At 47.9% G+C, this 16111-nt stretch carries 17 protein-coding genes, 1 tRNA gene and 1 riboswitch; of the genes, 7 read left to right on the top strand and 11 right to left on the bottom strand.

From position 1 onward, the window contains the following. Positions 1-40: 40 nt before the first annotated feature. The 6 genes from EKM87_RS03895 to EKM87_RS03870 all read right to left on the bottom strand — a co-directional run bounded on the left by EKM87_RS03895 (position 41) and on the right by EKM87_RS03870 (position 6076). Positions 41-1111 (bottom strand): ABC transporter substrate-binding protein, encoded by a 1071-nt coding sequence (locus EKM87_RS03895; RefSeq protein ID WP_125682052.1) that lies wholly within the window; start codon positions 1109-1111, stop codon positions 41-43. Then, on the bottom strand, positions 1108-1911 hold the full coding sequence (locus tag EKM87_RS03890; protein ID WP_125682050.1) for an ABC transporter permease: 804 nt from the start codon (positions 1909-1911) through the stop codon (positions 1108-1110). The genes EKM87_RS03895 and EKM87_RS03890 overlap by 4 nt, the downstream gene beginning before the upstream one ends. Beyond that, positions 1908-2723, bottom strand: coding sequence for an ABC transporter permease (locus EKM87_RS03885; RefSeq protein WP_125682048.1), 816 nt, complete (start codon positions 2721-2723; stop codon positions 1908-1910). Before EKM87_RS03885 ends, EKM87_RS03890 begins: the two co-directional genes overlap by 4 nt. Continuing rightward, on the bottom strand, positions 2710-3822 hold the full coding sequence (locus EKM87_RS03880; RefSeq protein WP_125682046.1) for an ABC transporter ATP-binding protein: 1113 nt from the start codon (positions 3820-3822) through the stop codon (positions 2710-2712). Before EKM87_RS03880 ends, EKM87_RS03885 begins: the two co-directional genes overlap by 14 nt. Before the next feature lie 332 nt (positions 3823-4154). Further along, positions 4155-4874, bottom strand: coding sequence for an MIP/aquaporin family protein (locus EKM87_RS03875; RefSeq protein ID WP_125682044.1), 720 nt, complete (start codon positions 4872-4874; stop codon positions 4155-4157). Between the two features lie 365 nt (positions 4875-5239). Next, on the bottom strand, positions 5240-6076 hold the full coding sequence (locus EKM87_RS03870; protein ID WP_125682042.1) for an alpha/beta fold hydrolase: 837 nt from the start codon (positions 6074-6076) through the stop codon (positions 5240-5242). 380 nt (positions 6077-6456) lie between these two features. Between EKM87_RS03870 and EKM87_RS03865 the strand changes: the two genes are divergently transcribed. Both EKM87_RS03865 and EKM87_RS03860 read left to right on the top strand, forming a co-directional pair. Continuing rightward, a complete protein-coding gene (locus tag EKM87_RS03865; protein ID WP_125682040.1) occupies positions 6457-6906 on the top strand; it encodes a hypothetical protein in 450 nt (149 codons plus the stop codon). A gap of 155 nt (positions 6907-7061) precedes the next feature. Further along, positions 7062-7532 carry a hypothetical protein gene (locus tag EKM87_RS03860; protein WP_125682038.1) on the top strand — a complete coding sequence of 157 codons (471 nt, stop codon included), beginning with the start codon at positions 7062-7064 and terminating at the stop codon, positions 7530-7532. Between the two features lie 633 nt (positions 7533-8165). Here EKM87_RS03860 and EKM87_RS03855 read toward each other — a convergent pair. The 5 genes from EKM87_RS03855 to EKM87_RS12365 all read right to left on the bottom strand — a co-directional run bounded on the left by EKM87_RS03855 (position 8166) and on the right by EKM87_RS12365 (position 12513). After that, positions 8166-8238, bottom strand: a tRNA-Ala gene (locus tag EKM87_RS03855). A gap of 60 nt (positions 8239-8298) precedes the next feature. After that, positions 8299-9519: an ABC transporter permease gene (locus EKM87_RS03850; protein WP_125682036.1), complete on the bottom strand. Its 1221-nt coding sequence runs from the start codon at positions 9517-9519 to the stop codon at positions 8299-8301. Then, entirely contained in the window at positions 9512-10408 is an 897-nt protein-coding gene (locus EKM87_RS03845; protein ID WP_125682034.1) for an ABC transporter ATP-binding protein, read from the bottom strand. Before EKM87_RS03845 ends, EKM87_RS03850 begins: the two co-directional genes overlap by 8 nt. A gap of 299 nt (positions 10409-10707) precedes the next feature. Continuing rightward, positions 10708-12021, bottom strand: coding sequence for a nucleobase:cation symporter-2 family protein (locus EKM87_RS03840; RefSeq protein ID WP_170162813.1), 1314 nt, complete (start codon positions 12019-12021; stop codon positions 10708-10710). 186 nt (positions 12022-12207) lie between these two features. After that, positions 12208-12306, bottom strand: a riboswitch (purine riboswitch). A gap of 51 nt (positions 12307-12357) precedes the next feature. Then, complete coding sequence (locus EKM87_RS12365) at positions 12358-12513, bottom strand: hypothetical protein (RefSeq protein WP_164506425.1); 156 nt, start codon at positions 12511-12513, stop codon at positions 12358-12360. 103 nt (positions 12514-12616) lie between these two features. On the opposite strand from EKM87_RS12365, the gene EKM87_RS03835 reads away from it, so the two are divergent. The 5 genes from EKM87_RS03835 (at position 12617) to EKM87_RS03815 (ending at position 16017) form a co-directional block, all read left to right on the top strand. Beyond that, positions 12617-13600, top strand: coding sequence for an asparaginase (locus EKM87_RS03835; protein ID WP_318530958.1), 984 nt, complete (start codon positions 12617-12619; stop codon positions 13598-13600). A gap of 76 nt (positions 13601-13676) precedes the next feature. Beyond that, the gene (locus EKM87_RS03830; protein WP_125682028.1) at positions 13677-14840 is read left to right on the top strand and encodes a hypothetical protein; all 1164 of its coding nucleotides are present in this window, start codon (positions 13677-13679) and stop codon (positions 14838-14840) included. A 55-nt stretch (positions 14841-14895) separates the two neighbouring features. Beyond that, entirely contained in the window at positions 14896-15237 is a 342-nt protein-coding gene (locus EKM87_RS03825) for a hypothetical protein (RefSeq protein ID WP_125682026.1), read from the top strand. A gap of 10 nt (positions 15238-15247) precedes the next feature. After that, positions 15248-15496: a zinc-ribbon domain-containing protein gene (locus tag EKM87_RS03820; RefSeq protein WP_125682024.1), complete on the top strand. Its 249-nt coding sequence runs from the start codon at positions 15248-15250 to the stop codon at positions 15494-15496. Between the two features lie 5 nt (positions 15497-15501). Continuing rightward, a complete protein-coding gene (locus EKM87_RS03815; protein ID WP_125682022.1) occupies positions 15502-16017 on the top strand; it encodes an O-acetyl-ADP-ribose deacetylase in 516 nt (171 codons plus the stop codon). The last annotated feature ends 94 nt before the right edge of the window (positions 16018-16111 follow it).

The following is a 16111-nucleotide window of genomic DNA, read 5'->3' as shown; positions in this document are numbered from 1 at the left end:
AAACTCGTGAGCAGTGGTTGCTCACGAGTTTTTTATTTGGCTAATGGTGCATTTTGAATTCTAGGTAACGGTCGTTGTAGAGCTGGACCTTGGCCGGTGAAAGGTCTTGGTAGACCTGCAGGTGTTGCAAAGTTTGCTGGTTCGGATAGAATTGTTGATCATCGCGAACCGAGCGGGGAAGTAACGCTTTCGCTGCCTTATTCGGCGTGGCATAGCCAATGTATTTCGCATTTTGCGCGGCATTTTGCGGTTCGCTCATAAAGTTGAGGAAGGCGTAAATGGCTTTGGTATGCGTTGCGGTCTTGGGAATGACGAGGTTATCGAACCATAGGTTACTGCCTTCGCTGGGAACAATGTAGTGGAGGTGGGGATTATTGGCCAACATTTCAGCTGCTTCTCCCGACCAGTCAACGGCCAGTGGGGCTTCGTTTTGAATCATGTACATCTTGATTTCATCAGCAACGACGGCCTTTACGTTAGGAGCCAGTTCGTTCAACTTCTTTTCAGCGGCCGACAACGTTGCTGGGTCCGTTGCGTTCATGGATTGGCCTTGTGTAATCAACGCCATCCCCATGATGTCGCGGGCAGAGTCGATGAGCATGATTTTATCGCGGAACTTCGGTGACCAGAGGTCTTGCCAGTGTTGCACCTCGCTTGCCTGAACGTACTTATCGTTATAAATAATCCCCAAAGTGCCCCAGAAATAAGGCATGGAGTAACGATTACCACGGTCAAACGATTGATTCAAAAAACGCGGGTCATAGTTGTGCCAACCGGTCAATTTCTGCTGATCCAGTGGTTTTAGCAGGTGAGCACGCTTCATTTTGGCAACCATGTACTCACTGGGAATGGCCAGGTCGTATTGGGTACCGCCCTGTTTGATCTTGGTGTACATGGCTTCGTTACTGTCAAAGGTTTCCACGTTGACGTGGTAGCCCGTTTCCTTTTGAAATTTCGTCAGGAGGTTGGGGTCAATGTAATCTCCCCAGTTGTAGAGGTTGAGCACGTGACTACCGGTGCTCCCGCTCGAAGCCTGCAGGCGGTCACTAGAATAACCCAGCAATCCACAGATGGCCAGCAACGCCACGATAATACTAATTAAACGTTTCATGAGGTCACCCCCCGTTTACGTTGCTTGTGACGGTGGCTGGCCTGTTGAATCCAGTAGTAACCACCTACGAGTAATAGTGAGAATAGGAACATGACACCGGATAAGGCATTGATTTCCAGGTTGATACCTTGCCGAGCTCGTGAATAGATTTCCACGGATAGGGTTGAGAATCCGTTACCAGTCACGAAGAAGGTGACGGCAAAGTCATCGAGTGAGTAGGTGAGAGCCATGAAGAACCCGGCAAAGATTCCCGGTGAGATGAAGGGGATGACGACCCGTGATAACAGCTGGCGGGTCGTTGCTCCCAAATCTTGGGCCGCATCCAGCATGGAGGAGGACATCTCCCGCAGGCGGGGCAGCACCATCAGCACAACAATGGGAATCTCAAAGGCAATGTGACTCATCAACACGGAACCAAATCCCAGCGGAATTCCCAGCATCGTGAAGAAGATTAAGAAGCTGGCCCCAATGATAACATCGGGGGAGACCATCAGAACGTTGTTCATGGTCAACAACGCCTCGCGGGTAACCCGTTTGGTAGTGCGGTTAATGCCCAGCGCGCCCAGAGTTCCCACCAGCGTAGCAATCAGTGAGGAGAGGAGCGCAACTAACAAGGTGTTGGCCACAATAGCCAGCATCCGGGGATCGGTAAAGAGCGTGTGATAGTGACTCCACGTGAAGCCGTGGAAGTTGGTCATCGTTTCCCCTTCACTGAAGGAATAGACAATCAGGAAGATGATGGGCGCGTACAGAATAATAAAGATCAAAATTAGGTAAAGGTTAGCTAATTTTCGTTTCATCGGGGCGTCCCTCCCTTCGGCTTCTGATCACCGGTTAGCAGCATGACAACGACCATGGCGATGATCAGGACCACGCCAATCGTTGAGCCCATTCCCCAGTTCATGGTCGTCAGGAAGTGTTCTTCAATCGCCGTCCCTAGTGTAATCACCTTGTTCCCACCAATCAGACGCGTCAGCATGAAGAGTGAGAGTGAGGGGATGAAGACAGCCTGGACCCCAGCTTTCACACCGGGGAGGGTCAACGGGAAGACGACCTTGGTAAACGTTTGCCAGCCACTAGCGCCCAAATCTTGACTGGCGTTGATGAAGGCCGGGTTCAAGTCATCGAGTGCGTTAAAGATGGGCAGAATCATGAACGGAATCTGGATATAGGTCGCCACGAAGATAAAGCTGGCGTTGGTAAACAGAATCTGTTGGGGACCAATACCAATGAAGCTGAGAAATTGGTTGGCTAGTCCGGCCTGACTGAAGATACCAATGAATGCGTAGGCCTTCAGCAGAATGTTGATCCAAGTGGGCAGAATGACCAGCAACAGCCATAGCTGACGGTGCTTCAGTCCGTGTAAGAAGTAGGCAGTCGGATAGCTGATCAGACCCGTGAACAGGGTGATCAGAAAGGCGTACCAAACCGAGTTAAGGGTCATTTTTAAGTAGGTTGCTGATTGGAAGTAAGCGCTGTAGTTTCCCAGCGTGAAATGATGGCCAAGATCAAAGAATGACTGATAAATAATCAACGCAACTGGCGCAATGACGAAGAGGGCCAACCACAGACCGTAGGGGATGAAGTAGAGCCACGTTCTACGTTTCGTCAATGGTCTCGTCCTCCGTTTCCTCGTAGGTTTCTAGCCGCGCGTCAAATTCAGCTTCCTTTTCACCAAACCGCATGACGTGCAGGTCCTGGGGCCGGAAGGTGATGCCGACGTTTTCACCATCCTCAGCTGGATTGACGGAATGAATCTGCCAATCATTGCCGAGATTGTCGGTAGCGGCAATTTCATAGTAATTGCCCCGGAACAGCTGAGTGTCGATAGTGACGGTCAGCTTGGCCTCCTCGGGGGTGGTGAGGTTCAGGTCTTCTGGGCGAATTACGATTTCGACGGGTTCACCAGCTGGAATCCCAGCGTCTGAACATTCAAATTCGTGGCCACCAAAGGCAACCTGAAAGTCCCCCAGCATCTTGCCCTGGAGAATGTTACTTTCGCCAATAAAGTCGGCGACGAAGTGGTTGATGGGTTCGTCGTAGATGTCTTCAGGGGTGCCGCTCTGTAAGACCTCACCTTGGTTCATGACGAAAATCTCGTCACTCATAGCCAGGGCTTCTTCTTGGTCGTGCGTCACGAAAAGGAAGGTAATACCGAGTCGTTGTTGCAGGTCACGCAGTTCATACTGCATCTCTCGCCGGAGCTTGGCGTCTAAGGCCGATAGGGGCTCGTCTAAGAGCAAAACCTTGGGCTGCATGACAATGGCCCGGGCAATGGCAATTCGTTGCTGTTGGCCACCGGAAAGGGCACTGATGTCGCGATCACCGTAGTCGGCCAGCTGGACCAGTTTTAGGGCCTGGGCAACTCGTTCGGCAATTTCTGCCTTGGGCATCTTTTTCAGGGTCAATCCAAAGGCCACGTTTTCCGCCACGGTCATGTGGGGGAAGAGCGCGTATTCTTGGAAGACCGTATTAATGTTTCGTTGGTTGGCAGGGACTTTGTTCAGGCGTTTCCCCGCAAAGAGCACGTCCCCCTCAGTGGCGTCACTGAAGCCGGCAATAATTCGTAAAATCGTTGTTTTGCCGCAGCCTGACGGTCCGAGAAGCGTGTAAAACGTCCCGGGCTCAAGCGTTAGGTCAACGTTCTTTAGAATGGTGTTGGTTCCGTATCGCTTGGTGACATGTTTCAGCTCAATAATTGGTTGGGTCATCAGGCTACCTCCTCTGGTAAATGAATTTTGGTTGGGAAAAACCCGCAACCTCTTTGATTATATCGAGTTTGCCGCGAAAAAGATATGAAAAAAGCAGGACCGCCCCGCTGATAATTAAGGGAGGAAATAAACAGGGTGGTCGATTGGTTTGGCGGGGGTAAGTCAAGCTGGCATGGCAAGGGGATGAGAGCGGCGGTTTCATGAAAAACGCCGCCGATATCGGGGTATGGTAAGCGCTTGCAAACTCGCTGAAAAATCTCTGAAATCAAAAAAGCGTGCCACTCTCGTTAAACAACGAGAATGGCACGCTTAGATTTAAGCTATTAGTTAATTTAGAAAACGCCCTTGTAGAGGAGTGTAGCTGCGGTCGCACCAGCAATTGGCGCAACGATAGGCACCCAACTGTAAGCAAATTGTGAACTACCCTTGTGGGGAAATGGCCAGATGGCGTGGAGTAGACGAGGACCAATATCTCGAGCGGGGTTCAGAGCTGGACCAGTTGCACCACCGAGGGAGACGACCAGACACATAACCAAGAAACCTAGTCCAATAAAATCGGCGCGGGGATCGACTTTATCGGCGGTCATGGCGACGGCTCCGAGAACTAACAGGAAAGTTCCCAAGAATTCGTTAATGAATCCGTTCAGTTGGCTGTTGGCCGCGTCGATCGTGGAGAAGGTTCCCAGGATGGCTTCCGTATCCGTTGTCCGGTCGTAGAAGGGCTTGTAGGCCAAGACCACTGCTAGTTGGCCGATAATGGCGCCTAGTAGTTGGGCGACCACGTATGGCAGCACCTCTTGCCAGGGAAAGCTACCAGCAACGGCACTGGCAATCGTCATCGCGGGATTGATCTGGGCGCCGGAAATCGTGGCGAACATTAAGGCTGGAATCATGACCCCAATCCCATAACCAAACCCAATCAGGACCCACCCACCGTGGTAACCTTTGGTATTTTTTAACTCGACGTTGGCAACGGATCCGTTACCGAGGGCAACCATGATGGCCGTCCCAATGAATTCGGCAATGCACCGAACCAATAAAGAATAATGCATGATTTCAACTCCACATAATATTTTTCTTACCGTTCATGTCAGCGCCCACCGACCACCGGTGATGGCTAAAAGACAGCAGTATTTCTATAATACGCTACTGACAGCTTGTTTTCATCATTATTTTCAATTTAAATAATAATTGATGGAAACTATCAGAAAATAGAGATGGTTTGGCGGTAGCCAGTAAAAGACGGCCGAAGAAGTTGGTCAGCCTGCCCCATGAAGGCGATACATAAGTACCAAAAAACGCTCGACTTATTGTGGTAGTCGAGCGTTGATTTTAAAATAGTAAGGTAAGCCGGTTCAAGGTGGTTCCCATGAATTAAGCGTGGGTGCCGTTCAGGGCATTCAGATCGTGCGGGTGATTATTTCAGAAACTGGTTAGTTTGTTTGACGAAGTCGGCACTAAATTGAAAAACGCCCGCGTGGCCAGCATCTGGATAGATGACGAGTTTACTGTTGGGGAAGGCTTTGGCCAGGTCATAGCTATTGGGTTTCGTTGGGACCATTGCATCATGATCACCGTTTGCGACCAGCACTGGAATTCCCAGTTTGGAAAAATCAATTGGTTGTTCATAGCCCCATTGGTTGATGGCTTTCAGTTGCGTTCGGTAAGCGGGCCAGCCGATTGAACGGTCCCGGTTCGTCTGCCGGGTCTTGATTCGCTTTAAGAATTTGGCAGCTTCGTGTTTACCATTACTGGTGCGGGTGAAGAACAGGTAGGTTTTCACATCAGTGAAGGTGAAGATGGCCTTCGCTAAGGATTTGTCGGAAATCTTAGTTACGTTTCGAATCCCTTGACCACCGCGAGGGCCGGTTCCGGTCAACAGAGCTCGCCGAATCAACGTTGGTTCTTGATTGATGACTTCTTGCGCAACGAAGCCGCCCATTGAAAAGCCAAATAAGTCAATTTGTTTGAAACCAAGTGCGTGGATAAATTCGCGAATTTCTTCGGCCATGCCTTGAATCGTTGACGCTGCTTTACCACCTGAACCACCAACGCCCTGGTAGTCGGGGAGAATCAAGTGGTGTTCCTGGGCAAGGCCATCGATGACGGTAGGATCCCAGTTATCGAGATTACCGGAAAGGTGAATCAACCCAATTACTGGCACCTCGGAATTTACGCCAATCTCGCGGTAAGCAAAAGTTTTGTTCGTCGGGGTAACTAGGGTTTTAGTTGGTACGTCAATGTATGAAGTCATTAGAATAAGTCCTTTCCAGCAAAGTCAGTGGGTGCTTTGCACTTGGGGGTATTGGTTGTGGATAAATAATTCCACTGTCTGTTTCAGTCATTTTTTTGATTAAGGTCATTCTACACTTAGAAGTGACAAAAATCAATAATTGTTACTTTTGGTTTTGTGATAATGGCTAAGAGAATTGGGCTGGTTTGTGGTCAATCGTACAGATTGGCCGTAATTACGAAGTGTAGCCTTGTTGGGCTATTTTTGTACAAATTTAATCGGCTAGCATCAAGCCTACCTGATATTTTTTATTAGCTTATACACAATTTGACTATTTTAGTCCGAGTCGTTTCCCCTCGTTACCAGTGGTATACTTTGATTATTGTGAGGAGGATTTACCTATGAAGAAATTCAAGCTAGCTTTACTGCTACTACTAGCGACGTTGACCCTAACCGTTCTGGCACCCTCGACGGCCAGTGCCGCTCGCAAAGCGCCGACAATTCCCAGTGCACTGCGGGGAACCTGGTACCTCTGGAATAAGAAAAACCATCAGCGACTGAAAATCAATCGCCACAGCTTTCGGTTATCCACCTACCGTCACGGTAAATACAAAACGGTCGTTGCCGTCAACGGTAATAAGTGGCTTTCGAAAACAACTAGTTACTTAACGTTTTACGCACCTAGCAGTAAGCATGGCTTTTGGTATCTCGGTCAAAACTCCGGTGGGGCCAATCTGTATCTGAAACGGACCACTCACAAGCAGCACGCTGCGATTGCCCGGCAGATTTCCATCGTTGATAATGACGTAAAAACTTCTGCCCATACCGTTTATTACACCCATAAGAAATAGAGGTGAAAAGAAAAATGTGGAAGCTAGCTGTAGATATTTTTAGTCAAATGAGCCCTTTTCTATGGTTTACTACTATTTGTGGGGGAATTTGGACTATAGCCAAACAACATGATGCAGAACAATCAAGAAAAAATACTTAGAAAGAATTGGAATCGTTGAAACAGAAATTGAATGATAAGTCCCACGTTAGTCAAAAACGATTTGATTTGGAATTAGAGATTTATAGAGAACTATCCAAAAGCTTAGTTGAAGCATACGATACTTCGAACTTATTACAGCCAATTATGGATAATTTGCCAGAAAAAACAGATGAAAAGTTGAAAATTATGAAGAAAAGGGATACGGAGTTTGCTCAAGCGTTTAACAATTTTTCTAAAATTAGACGCGAAGACGCTCCATTTTACTCTAAAGATGTCAACAGTGAATTAGAAATGATTTCTAAAAGCATGAGTGAGTTGCATGATCTTTTTACATATAGATGGTTTATGGAATCTATGAGGGATTTTGCTACAAGTTTGAAGGGAATGGAGCGGAATCTTGAGTTACATGAGACTATAAAAAATAAAACAGATCAAGTTACGAACAAAATACGAGATAGATTAGACAATTTAAGTAATCAAATTTAAGCTCAATAGTGAGGCCCTTGTCGGTTAGTAATTTACCAATTTTCGAGATTAGTCGTCGATTGAAATGGGTAAAATGAATTGACATTTCATATGGCACGCTCTGATATAATTCAAGCAGTCAACTATTTATATTTAAAGCTAACTTTTACGGTTAATAGAAAAAGCAAAGGTAATAAGGTTCAGTGGCAAGGGGAGCAGTATGAAATCAATGAACTCTTAGATGCTGCCAAGGGTGATCGTCGAATCATTACTTTGCTAATACTGAATACTTATAGTGTCCTGCTATCTAGGGAAACGAAGTCAATGGGGATATGGTTTAAGGACGATGCTACAAGGAAACATGTTGAGGAATGTTTGAAAATAAATTAATAGTATCAGTATCTAAAAGCCCTCGGCCTCAATTGATGGTCGGGGGCTTTTGTACGGCTATGCATTCGGAAGAAGTGAAATAAAAAACTGCTAGCCATTAAGCTAACAGTTCCCACCGCCCTTGCATGATGATTCTTGTGTGCCGGTTACCAAAAAGGTTACCATCGGTTACCATATTGTGGTTACCAGTAAAAATAGTAAAAATTGAGAATGCCTTAATACCGCTGTTTACAAGCTGTATTTTACTTTCTGAAACTCTATCAATGGACCCTACCGGATTTGAACCGACGACCTCCTGCATGCGAAGCAGGCGCTCTCCCAGCTGAGCTAAGGGCCCAAAAAAACTACCCATTTATTATAGCACTCTAGTGCCAAAAGTTAATGGGTAGTTCATAGTTTAACGATGGCGAATGCTGTGGAACAGATGCTGCCAGAGACTTTGACTATCCGTCTGTAGCATCAAACGTTGGTATTGTTTGCCAATGTAGATAGAGAATAGCGCAATGGCAACAACCAGAACAGCTAACGATGAGAGTTGCTCGCCTAGGCCAACGTGACCGTTAATGATCCGCATCGGCATAAAGTATGACGAGAAGAATGGTACGTAGGAGAGAATTTTTACCAGAAAGGCGTCCATGTTGTTTTGGAATGGGAAGGTGGCAAAGAAGCCAAACATTCCCAACATGATGACGGGTTGGGCAGCCTTAGAAGCATCTTCAGCCCGTGCCACCAGGGCACCCGAGTAGGCTGCGAGAATCGTGTAGATAATGACCCCTAAGAACAAATACAGGAGATTCAGGCTCAACAAGTTGTGAATCACCGTATCGATCAACGCTTGATTCTGTGTAATCAAGGGACTGACTGTTGCGTTTCTCGTGGCAATCGCGTAACCGGCCCAGCCACCGAGCAGGTAGATAATGATCTGGGTGGCAATTACCAACAGAATTCCTAATATCTTGCCCACAAAGTAGCTGGTTGCCGTGGTACTGGAGAAGATGATTTCCATAATCTTCGTTCCTTTTTCCGACGCAATTTCTTGAGCCGTGATGGAGGAATACGTTATCAAGATGATGTAAATCAAAGTGACCAGAACCCAGAAGGAAATAATCTTAGCCAGGTTGGCCGTCCCGTTCTTCGAGACAATGTGCGTCTTGAGTACCGGCGTGCGGGCTAGTAATTTCTGTTGTTTAGGCGTCAACTTAGCTTGTTGGTAGTTCTGGACTTGTTGGTAACCAGTTAAGAAATTTTGGACCTGAGCCTTGAGCCCCGACCCCATCGCGTTATTACCGTGGTAGTCGCCCTGAACGAGTTGGTCCGACGTGTCAAACGTCAGGTAACCAGCTAACTGGTTGTCAGCCATGGCGGCTTTGGCCGCTTTGGTAGTTTGGATTTTACGGTTAACGTTGTCGGAATTTTGCTGCAAATAGGCCTGCCGCATTGGCTGTGAGTCACTAATGACGGCAATTTCGTGGCTCTTCGAGGTACTGTTGGCACTTACGTAGCTGATACCGATGGTTAGGCCAATCATCAGAAAGGGGCCAAGAATCATGAATAAAAAGCTCCAGGATTTAATCTGACGGAGGTACGTTTCAAAGGTGACAATCCAGGTTTTAGACATTCGTTTCACCCACTTTCATACGGAAGATCGCATCCAACGAAGGTGGCTGTTGACTGAATTCTTCAATATAGTGGCCCTGAGTCAGCGCATCAAAGATGGCTGGACCGGCGGCGGGGTCGTCCAGATGCAGTAGATAGTGCCGACCATGCCGGGACTCAACGACTTGCACGTGGGGAAGGTCTGCCAATTGAGCCTGCGACCAGTCCGTGGTGACGTAGAGTTCAGACTTACCGAATTGATTACGGACTTCATCCAGCGTTCCGTGCAGGACTACGTCGCCCTTACGCAGCATGACCAGTTGGTCACATAACGCGGAGACGTTTTCCATATCATGACTGGAAAAAATAATTGCTGCGCCACGGTCCTTAGCCGCCAAGATGGCCTGCTTCAGCAGGTCTGCATTGACGGGATCCAAACCACTAAAGGGTTCGTCCAGAATCAGCAGTGTGGGCTCATGAATAAGGGTACAGATCAACTGGACCTTTTGCTGATTACCCTTGGAGAGATCTTTGATTTTACTCTTTCTAGTTCCTTTAACGGCGAAACGGGTTAGCCAGTCGTCAATCTGGGGACGAATCTCTTTAGCCGATTTACCCTTGAGCCGGGCCAAGTAGATGATCTGCTGTTCAATTGTCAGCTTGGTCATGAGGCTCCGTTCTTCAGGCAGGTAACCGATTTGATTGAAATCGTCGGCGGAAAGGGAGTGGCCTTGCCATTGAATCTGACCCTCGTATTGAATGAAGTTGAGGATGCTGTGAAACGTGGTTGATTTACCGGCGCCATTTTGGCCGATCAAACCCAAAATTTGACCATTGGGGACGTCAAAGCTCACGTCGTTTAGCGCTTTAACGGTCTCAAAGTGTTTACTGATATGTTGAATGCTTAGCATGGGCAATACTCCTATCCGAATTGATATCTTCATTATACGCGTAGATACTCGTGGAATTAAGAAGATGGTCGCGCTTGGTAAGTTTGCTGCCACGTGGCGACCAGCTAGGACACGAGTGGCTTGCCCGCTGAAGAATATAACTAGTTTACCATGAAAAAACTGGCAAACAAAGTTGTTTCCGGGATGAATAAGATATAATGTTAATCATAAAATTTATCGTAAAATCATTCGGTTATGGGAGGCTAGTTGAAATTAAAAAGCTGGTCAAGTTTTGACTTGACCGGCTTATTGTAAAGAACCTATTTATTCTGTGGTTGTGCGTCGCTGTTAACTTGTGCTTGAGCCGGCGCAGATGCCCGGTGTGGTCGCATATTGAAGATGATGTTTAAGAGAACGGCCGAGAAGCTCCCGATGACGACGCCGTTATTGAGAACAATCTGTAAGGATTGTGGCATCGCTTGAAAAATCTGCGGGTAGACGGTTACGCCCAGACCTAGGCCAATCGAAATGGCAGAGACTAACAGATTGTTGTTGTCCTTGAAATCTACTTGTTGGAGCATCCGAATGCCTTGGACCCCGACCATGCCAAACATCACAATCATAGCGCCACCTAACACGGCATCGGGGATGACCGTAGCTAATGCGCCAATCTTAGGGAGTAGGCCAAGTAACATGAGAAATGCTGCTGAGAAATACAGGGGCTTCCGCGTCTTTACACCGGATAGCTGAACGACCCCCACATTTTCGGAGAAGGTTGAGTAGGGGAAGGTGTTGAAGAGACCGCCTAGAATTACGGCGAGGCCTTCAGCCCGATAGCCCCGTTTTAGGTCCTGAGATTCAATCTTATGGCCGGTTAGATCGCCCAGTGCAAAGAACACACCGGTGGACTCTACCATCGTGGTCAAAGAAACTAGAATCATGGTTAGAATCGAGGACCACTCAAATTTGGGCGTCCCAAAGTAGAAAAATTGAGGTAGGTGGAACCAGCTAGCTTGGCCAACCGCCTTCAGGGAAACCATTCCCATTGCCCCAGCAATGAAGGTTCCAATCAGGATACCGGCAAGGATGGCAAGGGACTTTAAGAAGCCCTTAGCAAAAGCGTTCAATCCGAGAATGATTCCCATTGTGAGAAATCCAACCAGGAGCATCTTGGGGTCGCCAAAGTTCTTCGCGGTCGCATCGCCCCCGCCGAGGTCCTGGAACCCAACTGGAATCAACGTGAACCCAATGATGGTGATTAGAGAACCCGTGACGACTGGTGGGAAAAAGTTTTTGATTTTGGAAAACCAACCGGAAATCAGCAGAATGAAGATACCGGCACTAATAATGGCGCCGTACATGACGCCCACGCCATATTGATTACCAATGGCGCTGAGGGGTGTGACAGCCTGAACGGCACAGCCTAAGACAACGGGTAACCCAATTCCCGTTAAGGGGGTCCGTTTCAGTTGGAGAAGGGTTGCAACCCCACACATAAAGATATCCGCGCTGATTAAGTAGGCCATTTGCATGGCGTTGAAGTGGAGCGCGCCCCCAATCAGTAAGGGAACGATGACGTCACCAGAGTACATCGCTAATAAGTGCTGGAAACCTAGAATGGCGGCCCGCCACAGGGAAAGTGGCTGGGCGTTAGCTGGTGACGAGGTGGTTGAAGCGGATTTTGTGGACTGCAAGAATGTTTCCTCCTTCTCGTGATGTCCATACGCCGCCAAGGTAATTTTGGAAACAAAAAAAGCTCCCTTGCAAAAAGGAGGCTAAATGAAAACTCTGCCGACGAACTCTTTCATCGGCAAAAAGAGTTTCGTCCTCAATTTGCTTATAGTCCAGAGTTTACGGCTCTGGGTAGAAACTCGCCAACCTTATCTTGGCATTATATAGGCAATCACTTATTTTTTTAATAGAATGTCATTTACCTTACCACGCGCAATTTAAAATAACAACCTGCAGCATTACTTTTTTAATTTTTGCCAGAGCTTTTTGAAAACGTCACCAAACCAAGTCAGTAGGGGTCCCCAGTCGGCTAAACCGCCGGAAGAACTATATTTTTTGGGATGGACGTGGGGACCTGGTTTGTAATATTTGTCGGAATCATTATCTTTTAGCATTTTTCACCAGCATCCTTTCTAAATTCTAACTAAATTGTATCGCAGATGCGGTACAATGTGGGTAACGAATTAGTTATAGTAACAAACTAAATTTGGAAAGAAGTTGACTGTTGTGAAGAAAATCTTAGCTATCCATACAGGTGGTACCATCTCTATGTCGCAAAACGAGAAGGGCGAGGTCGTTCCAAACGCGCAGAATCCTATTGCGCAGCAGGAAACGATTATGGAAGGTCGTGTGCAACTACACACGGACGAATTATTTAACCTGCCTTCTCCGCACATGACTCCGGTGGAAATGTTAAAGATCAAGGAGCGCATCATGGCGGCCGAAGCGGATGGTATTGACGGGGTAGTTGTTACCCATGGGACCGATACGCTTGAGGAAACGGCCTATTTCTTGGATTTGACGTTGCCTAGTACGATTCCAGTCGTGGTCACTGGGGCAATGCGTTCTTCCAACCAAGTCGGCTCTGATGGGTTACATAATTTTCAGACGGCCATTGAAGTGGCGGCTGATGATGCTTCAAGGGATAACGGCGTCATGGTCGTTATGAACGATGAAATTCATACCGCGCGTTACGTCACGAAGACCCATACCACCAATGTGGCAACCTTCCGGACCCCAACCTTTGGCCCAATCGGCCTGGTTGCCAATGGCCATCCAATTTACTTCCAACAATTAATTCAAAAGACCACGTGTGATATTGACCACGTCATCGACCACGTTTACCTGATTAAGGCATACGCGGGGATGGATACCGCTTTGTTCGACTGCTTAGACAATGATCAAACGGCGGGCTTAGTGATCGAAGGCTTAGGTGCGGGGAATGTACCCCCAGTAACCTTACCAGCAATTCAACGTTTGCTTGACCGGCATATTCCTTTAGTTTTGGTTTCCCGGTGCTATAATGGCGTCGCTGAAGACATCTACGGTTACGAGGGTGGCGGTATCGGCCTGCGTAAGATGGGCATGATGCTGTGCCAAGGCTTAAACGGTCAAAAGGCGCGGATCAAACTCTTGGTTGGCCTCAGTGCTGGTATGAAGGGCGAACAACTGGAAAAGTTCTTAAGCACAGCTGTTTCATAAAACAAATCTTTTAAACGGGCTATTTTGCGCAGAATATGGTAAGATTTTCAGAATAATATTTAGAGGGGGTCGTCATGTGAATTCAATCGTAAATGACTTAAACCGTGCGTTAGCTCAGCGATTACTGGTTAACGTTTATCAAACGACCCAAGACGTCGTCTACACGGGTTATGTGACTGCCGTAGGTGAAACTGGAATTGCTTTAGCAACCTACGATGATTATGGATTAGCGGATGGTGCTGTCTTCTTAGATTTGAAAATCGTTGATGAGGTTGAATTTGCCAGCGACGACCTGGATAACATGGCTTTCCGTATCCAGACGGCGCAAGTCGAACATTTTAATCAAGTGGGTGGCCAAACGCTCAAGTTGGACGGTCGCCGGGATATTCGGGGACAGATTCTCAGCCAGGCTTGGGTTGATCAGCTGGTCATCATGCTGGTGTTGCGCAATGACAATCGGTTCTACGAAGGTCAGGTCACTAGTGTTGTCACGGACCAAGTCACGATTAAGCTGTTAAATAAATTCGATTACAGTGACCAGCCTACTTTACACGTAAACCCTGCGGATATCGAAGTTATCGAGTTCCAAGGACAAGAGTTATCTCTGCAAGGGTCGGCGTTGCCCCAGCTTAAAAAGCTACAGCACGTCGAGCAAGTGGCGTTGACTGATGAGGACGTTTTCCGTCCGCAGCTTCAAGAGTTAGCGGAAAAGGATAAACTCGTGGCGCTGATTCCCCAACATAATCATGATATGTTCTTTGTTGGGCGAATCAACGTGGTTGCCGGAGATTCCGTGATTATGAACTTGGTCGACATGACTGGCCAATTCGGCGGTTACACGTTAACCAGAATTGATGCCCTGCACGCCATCGTGTTGGAATCGGATTATCTGCAAACGGTCAGCCTGTTCATTGAAATCAATCAGAGCAGTAAACAACACATTCAGCCAGTTCTCAACGACGAGCGGCTGTTTGACCCGACGGAAGAGCAGTTCAGTTCGCGGTTGACGCAAGCCGCAACTTTTCAAACGGTTATTCGGGTGAAGGCCCACAAGGGTGACAGCATGCTGGGCTATCCGAGCGACGTGGGTGCCGAGCGATTCATCTTCCATGAATTAGAGGATAATCAATTGGACCAGGTTGGCAAGGTCTTACGGATTGCCGACATTGAAGAAATTGATTTTGGCTATCTCGATGCGTATCTGGTGGAGCACCAGTTGCGAGTTGAAGGCGAGATTTAACGTCGTTATCGTGTGTCGTCAATCTTGGCGACACCATACATAAGGAGCTTACAAGATGAAATGGCGACAGATACCCCGGTGGTTGCGCGACACGTGTTCCGTTGTTGGGGCCATGTCAGTGCTACTGATCATCTATGATTTGTGGTTTGCCAAGCACGTTAATTGGGCGATGGTGCCCTTACAAATTATCGTAGCCTTTTTAGCGGTCGGTGCGTGGAGCTACTTCAGCGCTCGCAGTCAGGCTAAACGGCGGGTTGCTGAGCAACAGAAAGTGGCCGCGGAACAGCAACGGCAAGCGGCGGCGGAACAGCGCCAACGTGAAGCTGAAAAGAGTGCCGCTGCGACGAGGGAACGTAACGCAGCACGTAATCGTGCGCACCAACAACGGCGAAAGTAGGAGGCAATGCATGGCTGAAGAATTAAAGTTTTGCCCGCATTGTGGCGCGGCTATCACGGCAACCGATGAGTTCTGTCCGCAATGTCAGACAGACCTGCGACCGTATCGTCAATCCAGTGAGTCGCAATCGGCATCGACAAAGTTCAATTTGAATTCACTCTACGCCAATCCGTACCGTGAGGGTATGAAACGTTTAGAGAAACGGGACGGGACCAGTGCTAAGAAGAAACGGTGGCATTGGCCCTGGTCAAAGGAGTGAGCAGTGTGGCAGATTTTACGGTGATTCAAGGAGACATTACGTTGAGCCAGGTAGATGCGATTGTGAACGCCGCGAATACGACCTTGTTGGGCGGTGGTGGCGTGGACGGTGCAATTCATCGTGCAGCCGGTCCTGAGCTGTTTGCGGCCTGTGCGCCACTCAACGGTTGTCTAACCGGTGAGGCAAAAATCACACCGGGATTCAAGTTACCCGCCAAATGGGTAATTCACACGCCGGGCCCCGTTTGGCGGGGCGGCGATCATCAGGAGGCCACGTTACTGGCCAGCTGTTACCGCAATAGCCTGAAGTTAGCGGCTGCCCACGATTGCAAGACGGTGGACTTTCCGTCCATCAGTACCGGTGTGTATGGTTATCCGGTAGAGGAGGCCGCGGCAGTGGCCGGTGAGACCATTGCTGATTTCTTGGCACACACGTCGACAATTCAACGCGTGCGGTTGGTGGCTTTCGATGAAAACACAGCTGCCACGTACCGAACGGTTTGGTCCAAACTTAATTCATGATTGAAGAATGATGTACAAAACATACTAAGATTAGCTCTGTAAAACCGATTTAGGTTTTGCAGAGCTTTTTGAATTACAGTAGGTATATGGAGCT

The organism is Levilactobacillus yonginensis, from assembly GCF_003946265.1.
In the GTDB taxonomy this organism is placed as follows: Bacteria; Bacillota; Bacilli; order Lactobacillales; family Lactobacillaceae; genus Levilactobacillus; species Levilactobacillus yonginensis.
Note: the sequence above shows the minus strand (reverse complement) of the source record. Positions and strands in the feature narration are given on the sequence as shown.

What these genes read in the sequence shown, in the direction of transcription:
- EKM87_RS03845 (WP_125682034.1), bottom strand. Translation starts at nt 10,408, where the DNA reads ATGCTAAGCATTCAACATATCAGTAAACACTTTGAGACCGTTAAAGCG.
- EKM87_RS03870 (WP_125682042.1), bottom strand. Translation starts at nt 6,076, where the DNA reads ATGACTTCATACATTGACGTACCAACTAAAACCCTAGTTACCCCGACG.
- EKM87_RS03895 (WP_125682052.1), bottom strand. Translation starts at nt 1,111, where the DNA reads ATGAAACGTTTAATTAGTATTATCGTGGCGTTGCTGGCCATCTGTGGA.
- EKM87_RS03875 (WP_125682044.1), bottom strand. Translation starts at nt 4,874, where the DNA reads ATGCATTATTCTTTATTGGTTCGGTGCATTGCCGAATTCATTGGGACG.
- EKM87_RS03820 (WP_125682024.1), top strand. Translation starts at nt 15,248, where the DNA reads ATGGCTGAAGAATTAAAGTTTTGCCCGCATTGTGGCGCGGCTATCACG.
- EKM87_RS12365 (WP_164506425.1), bottom strand. Translation starts at nt 12,513, where the DNA reads ATGCTAAAAGATAATGATTCCGACAAATATTACAAACCAGGTCCCCAC.
- EKM87_RS03880 (WP_125682046.1), bottom strand. Translation starts at nt 3,822, where the DNA reads ATGACCCAACCAATTATTGAGCTGAAACATGTCACCAAGCGATACGGA.
- EKM87_RS03825 (WP_125682026.1), top strand. Translation starts at nt 14,896, where the DNA reads ATGAAATGGCGACAGATACCCCGGTGGTTGCGCGACACGTGTTCCGTT.
- EKM87_RS03850 (WP_125682036.1), bottom strand. Translation starts at nt 9,519, where the DNA reads ATGTCTAAAACCTGGATTGTCACCTTTGAAACGTACCTCCGTCAGATT.
- EKM87_RS03865 (WP_125682040.1), top strand. Translation starts at nt 6,457, where the DNA reads ATGAAGAAATTCAAGCTAGCTTTACTGCTACTACTAGCGACGTTGACC.
- EKM87_RS03890 (WP_125682050.1), bottom strand. Translation starts at nt 1,911, where the DNA reads ATGAAACGAAAATTAGCTAACCTTTACCTAATTTTGATCTTTATTATT.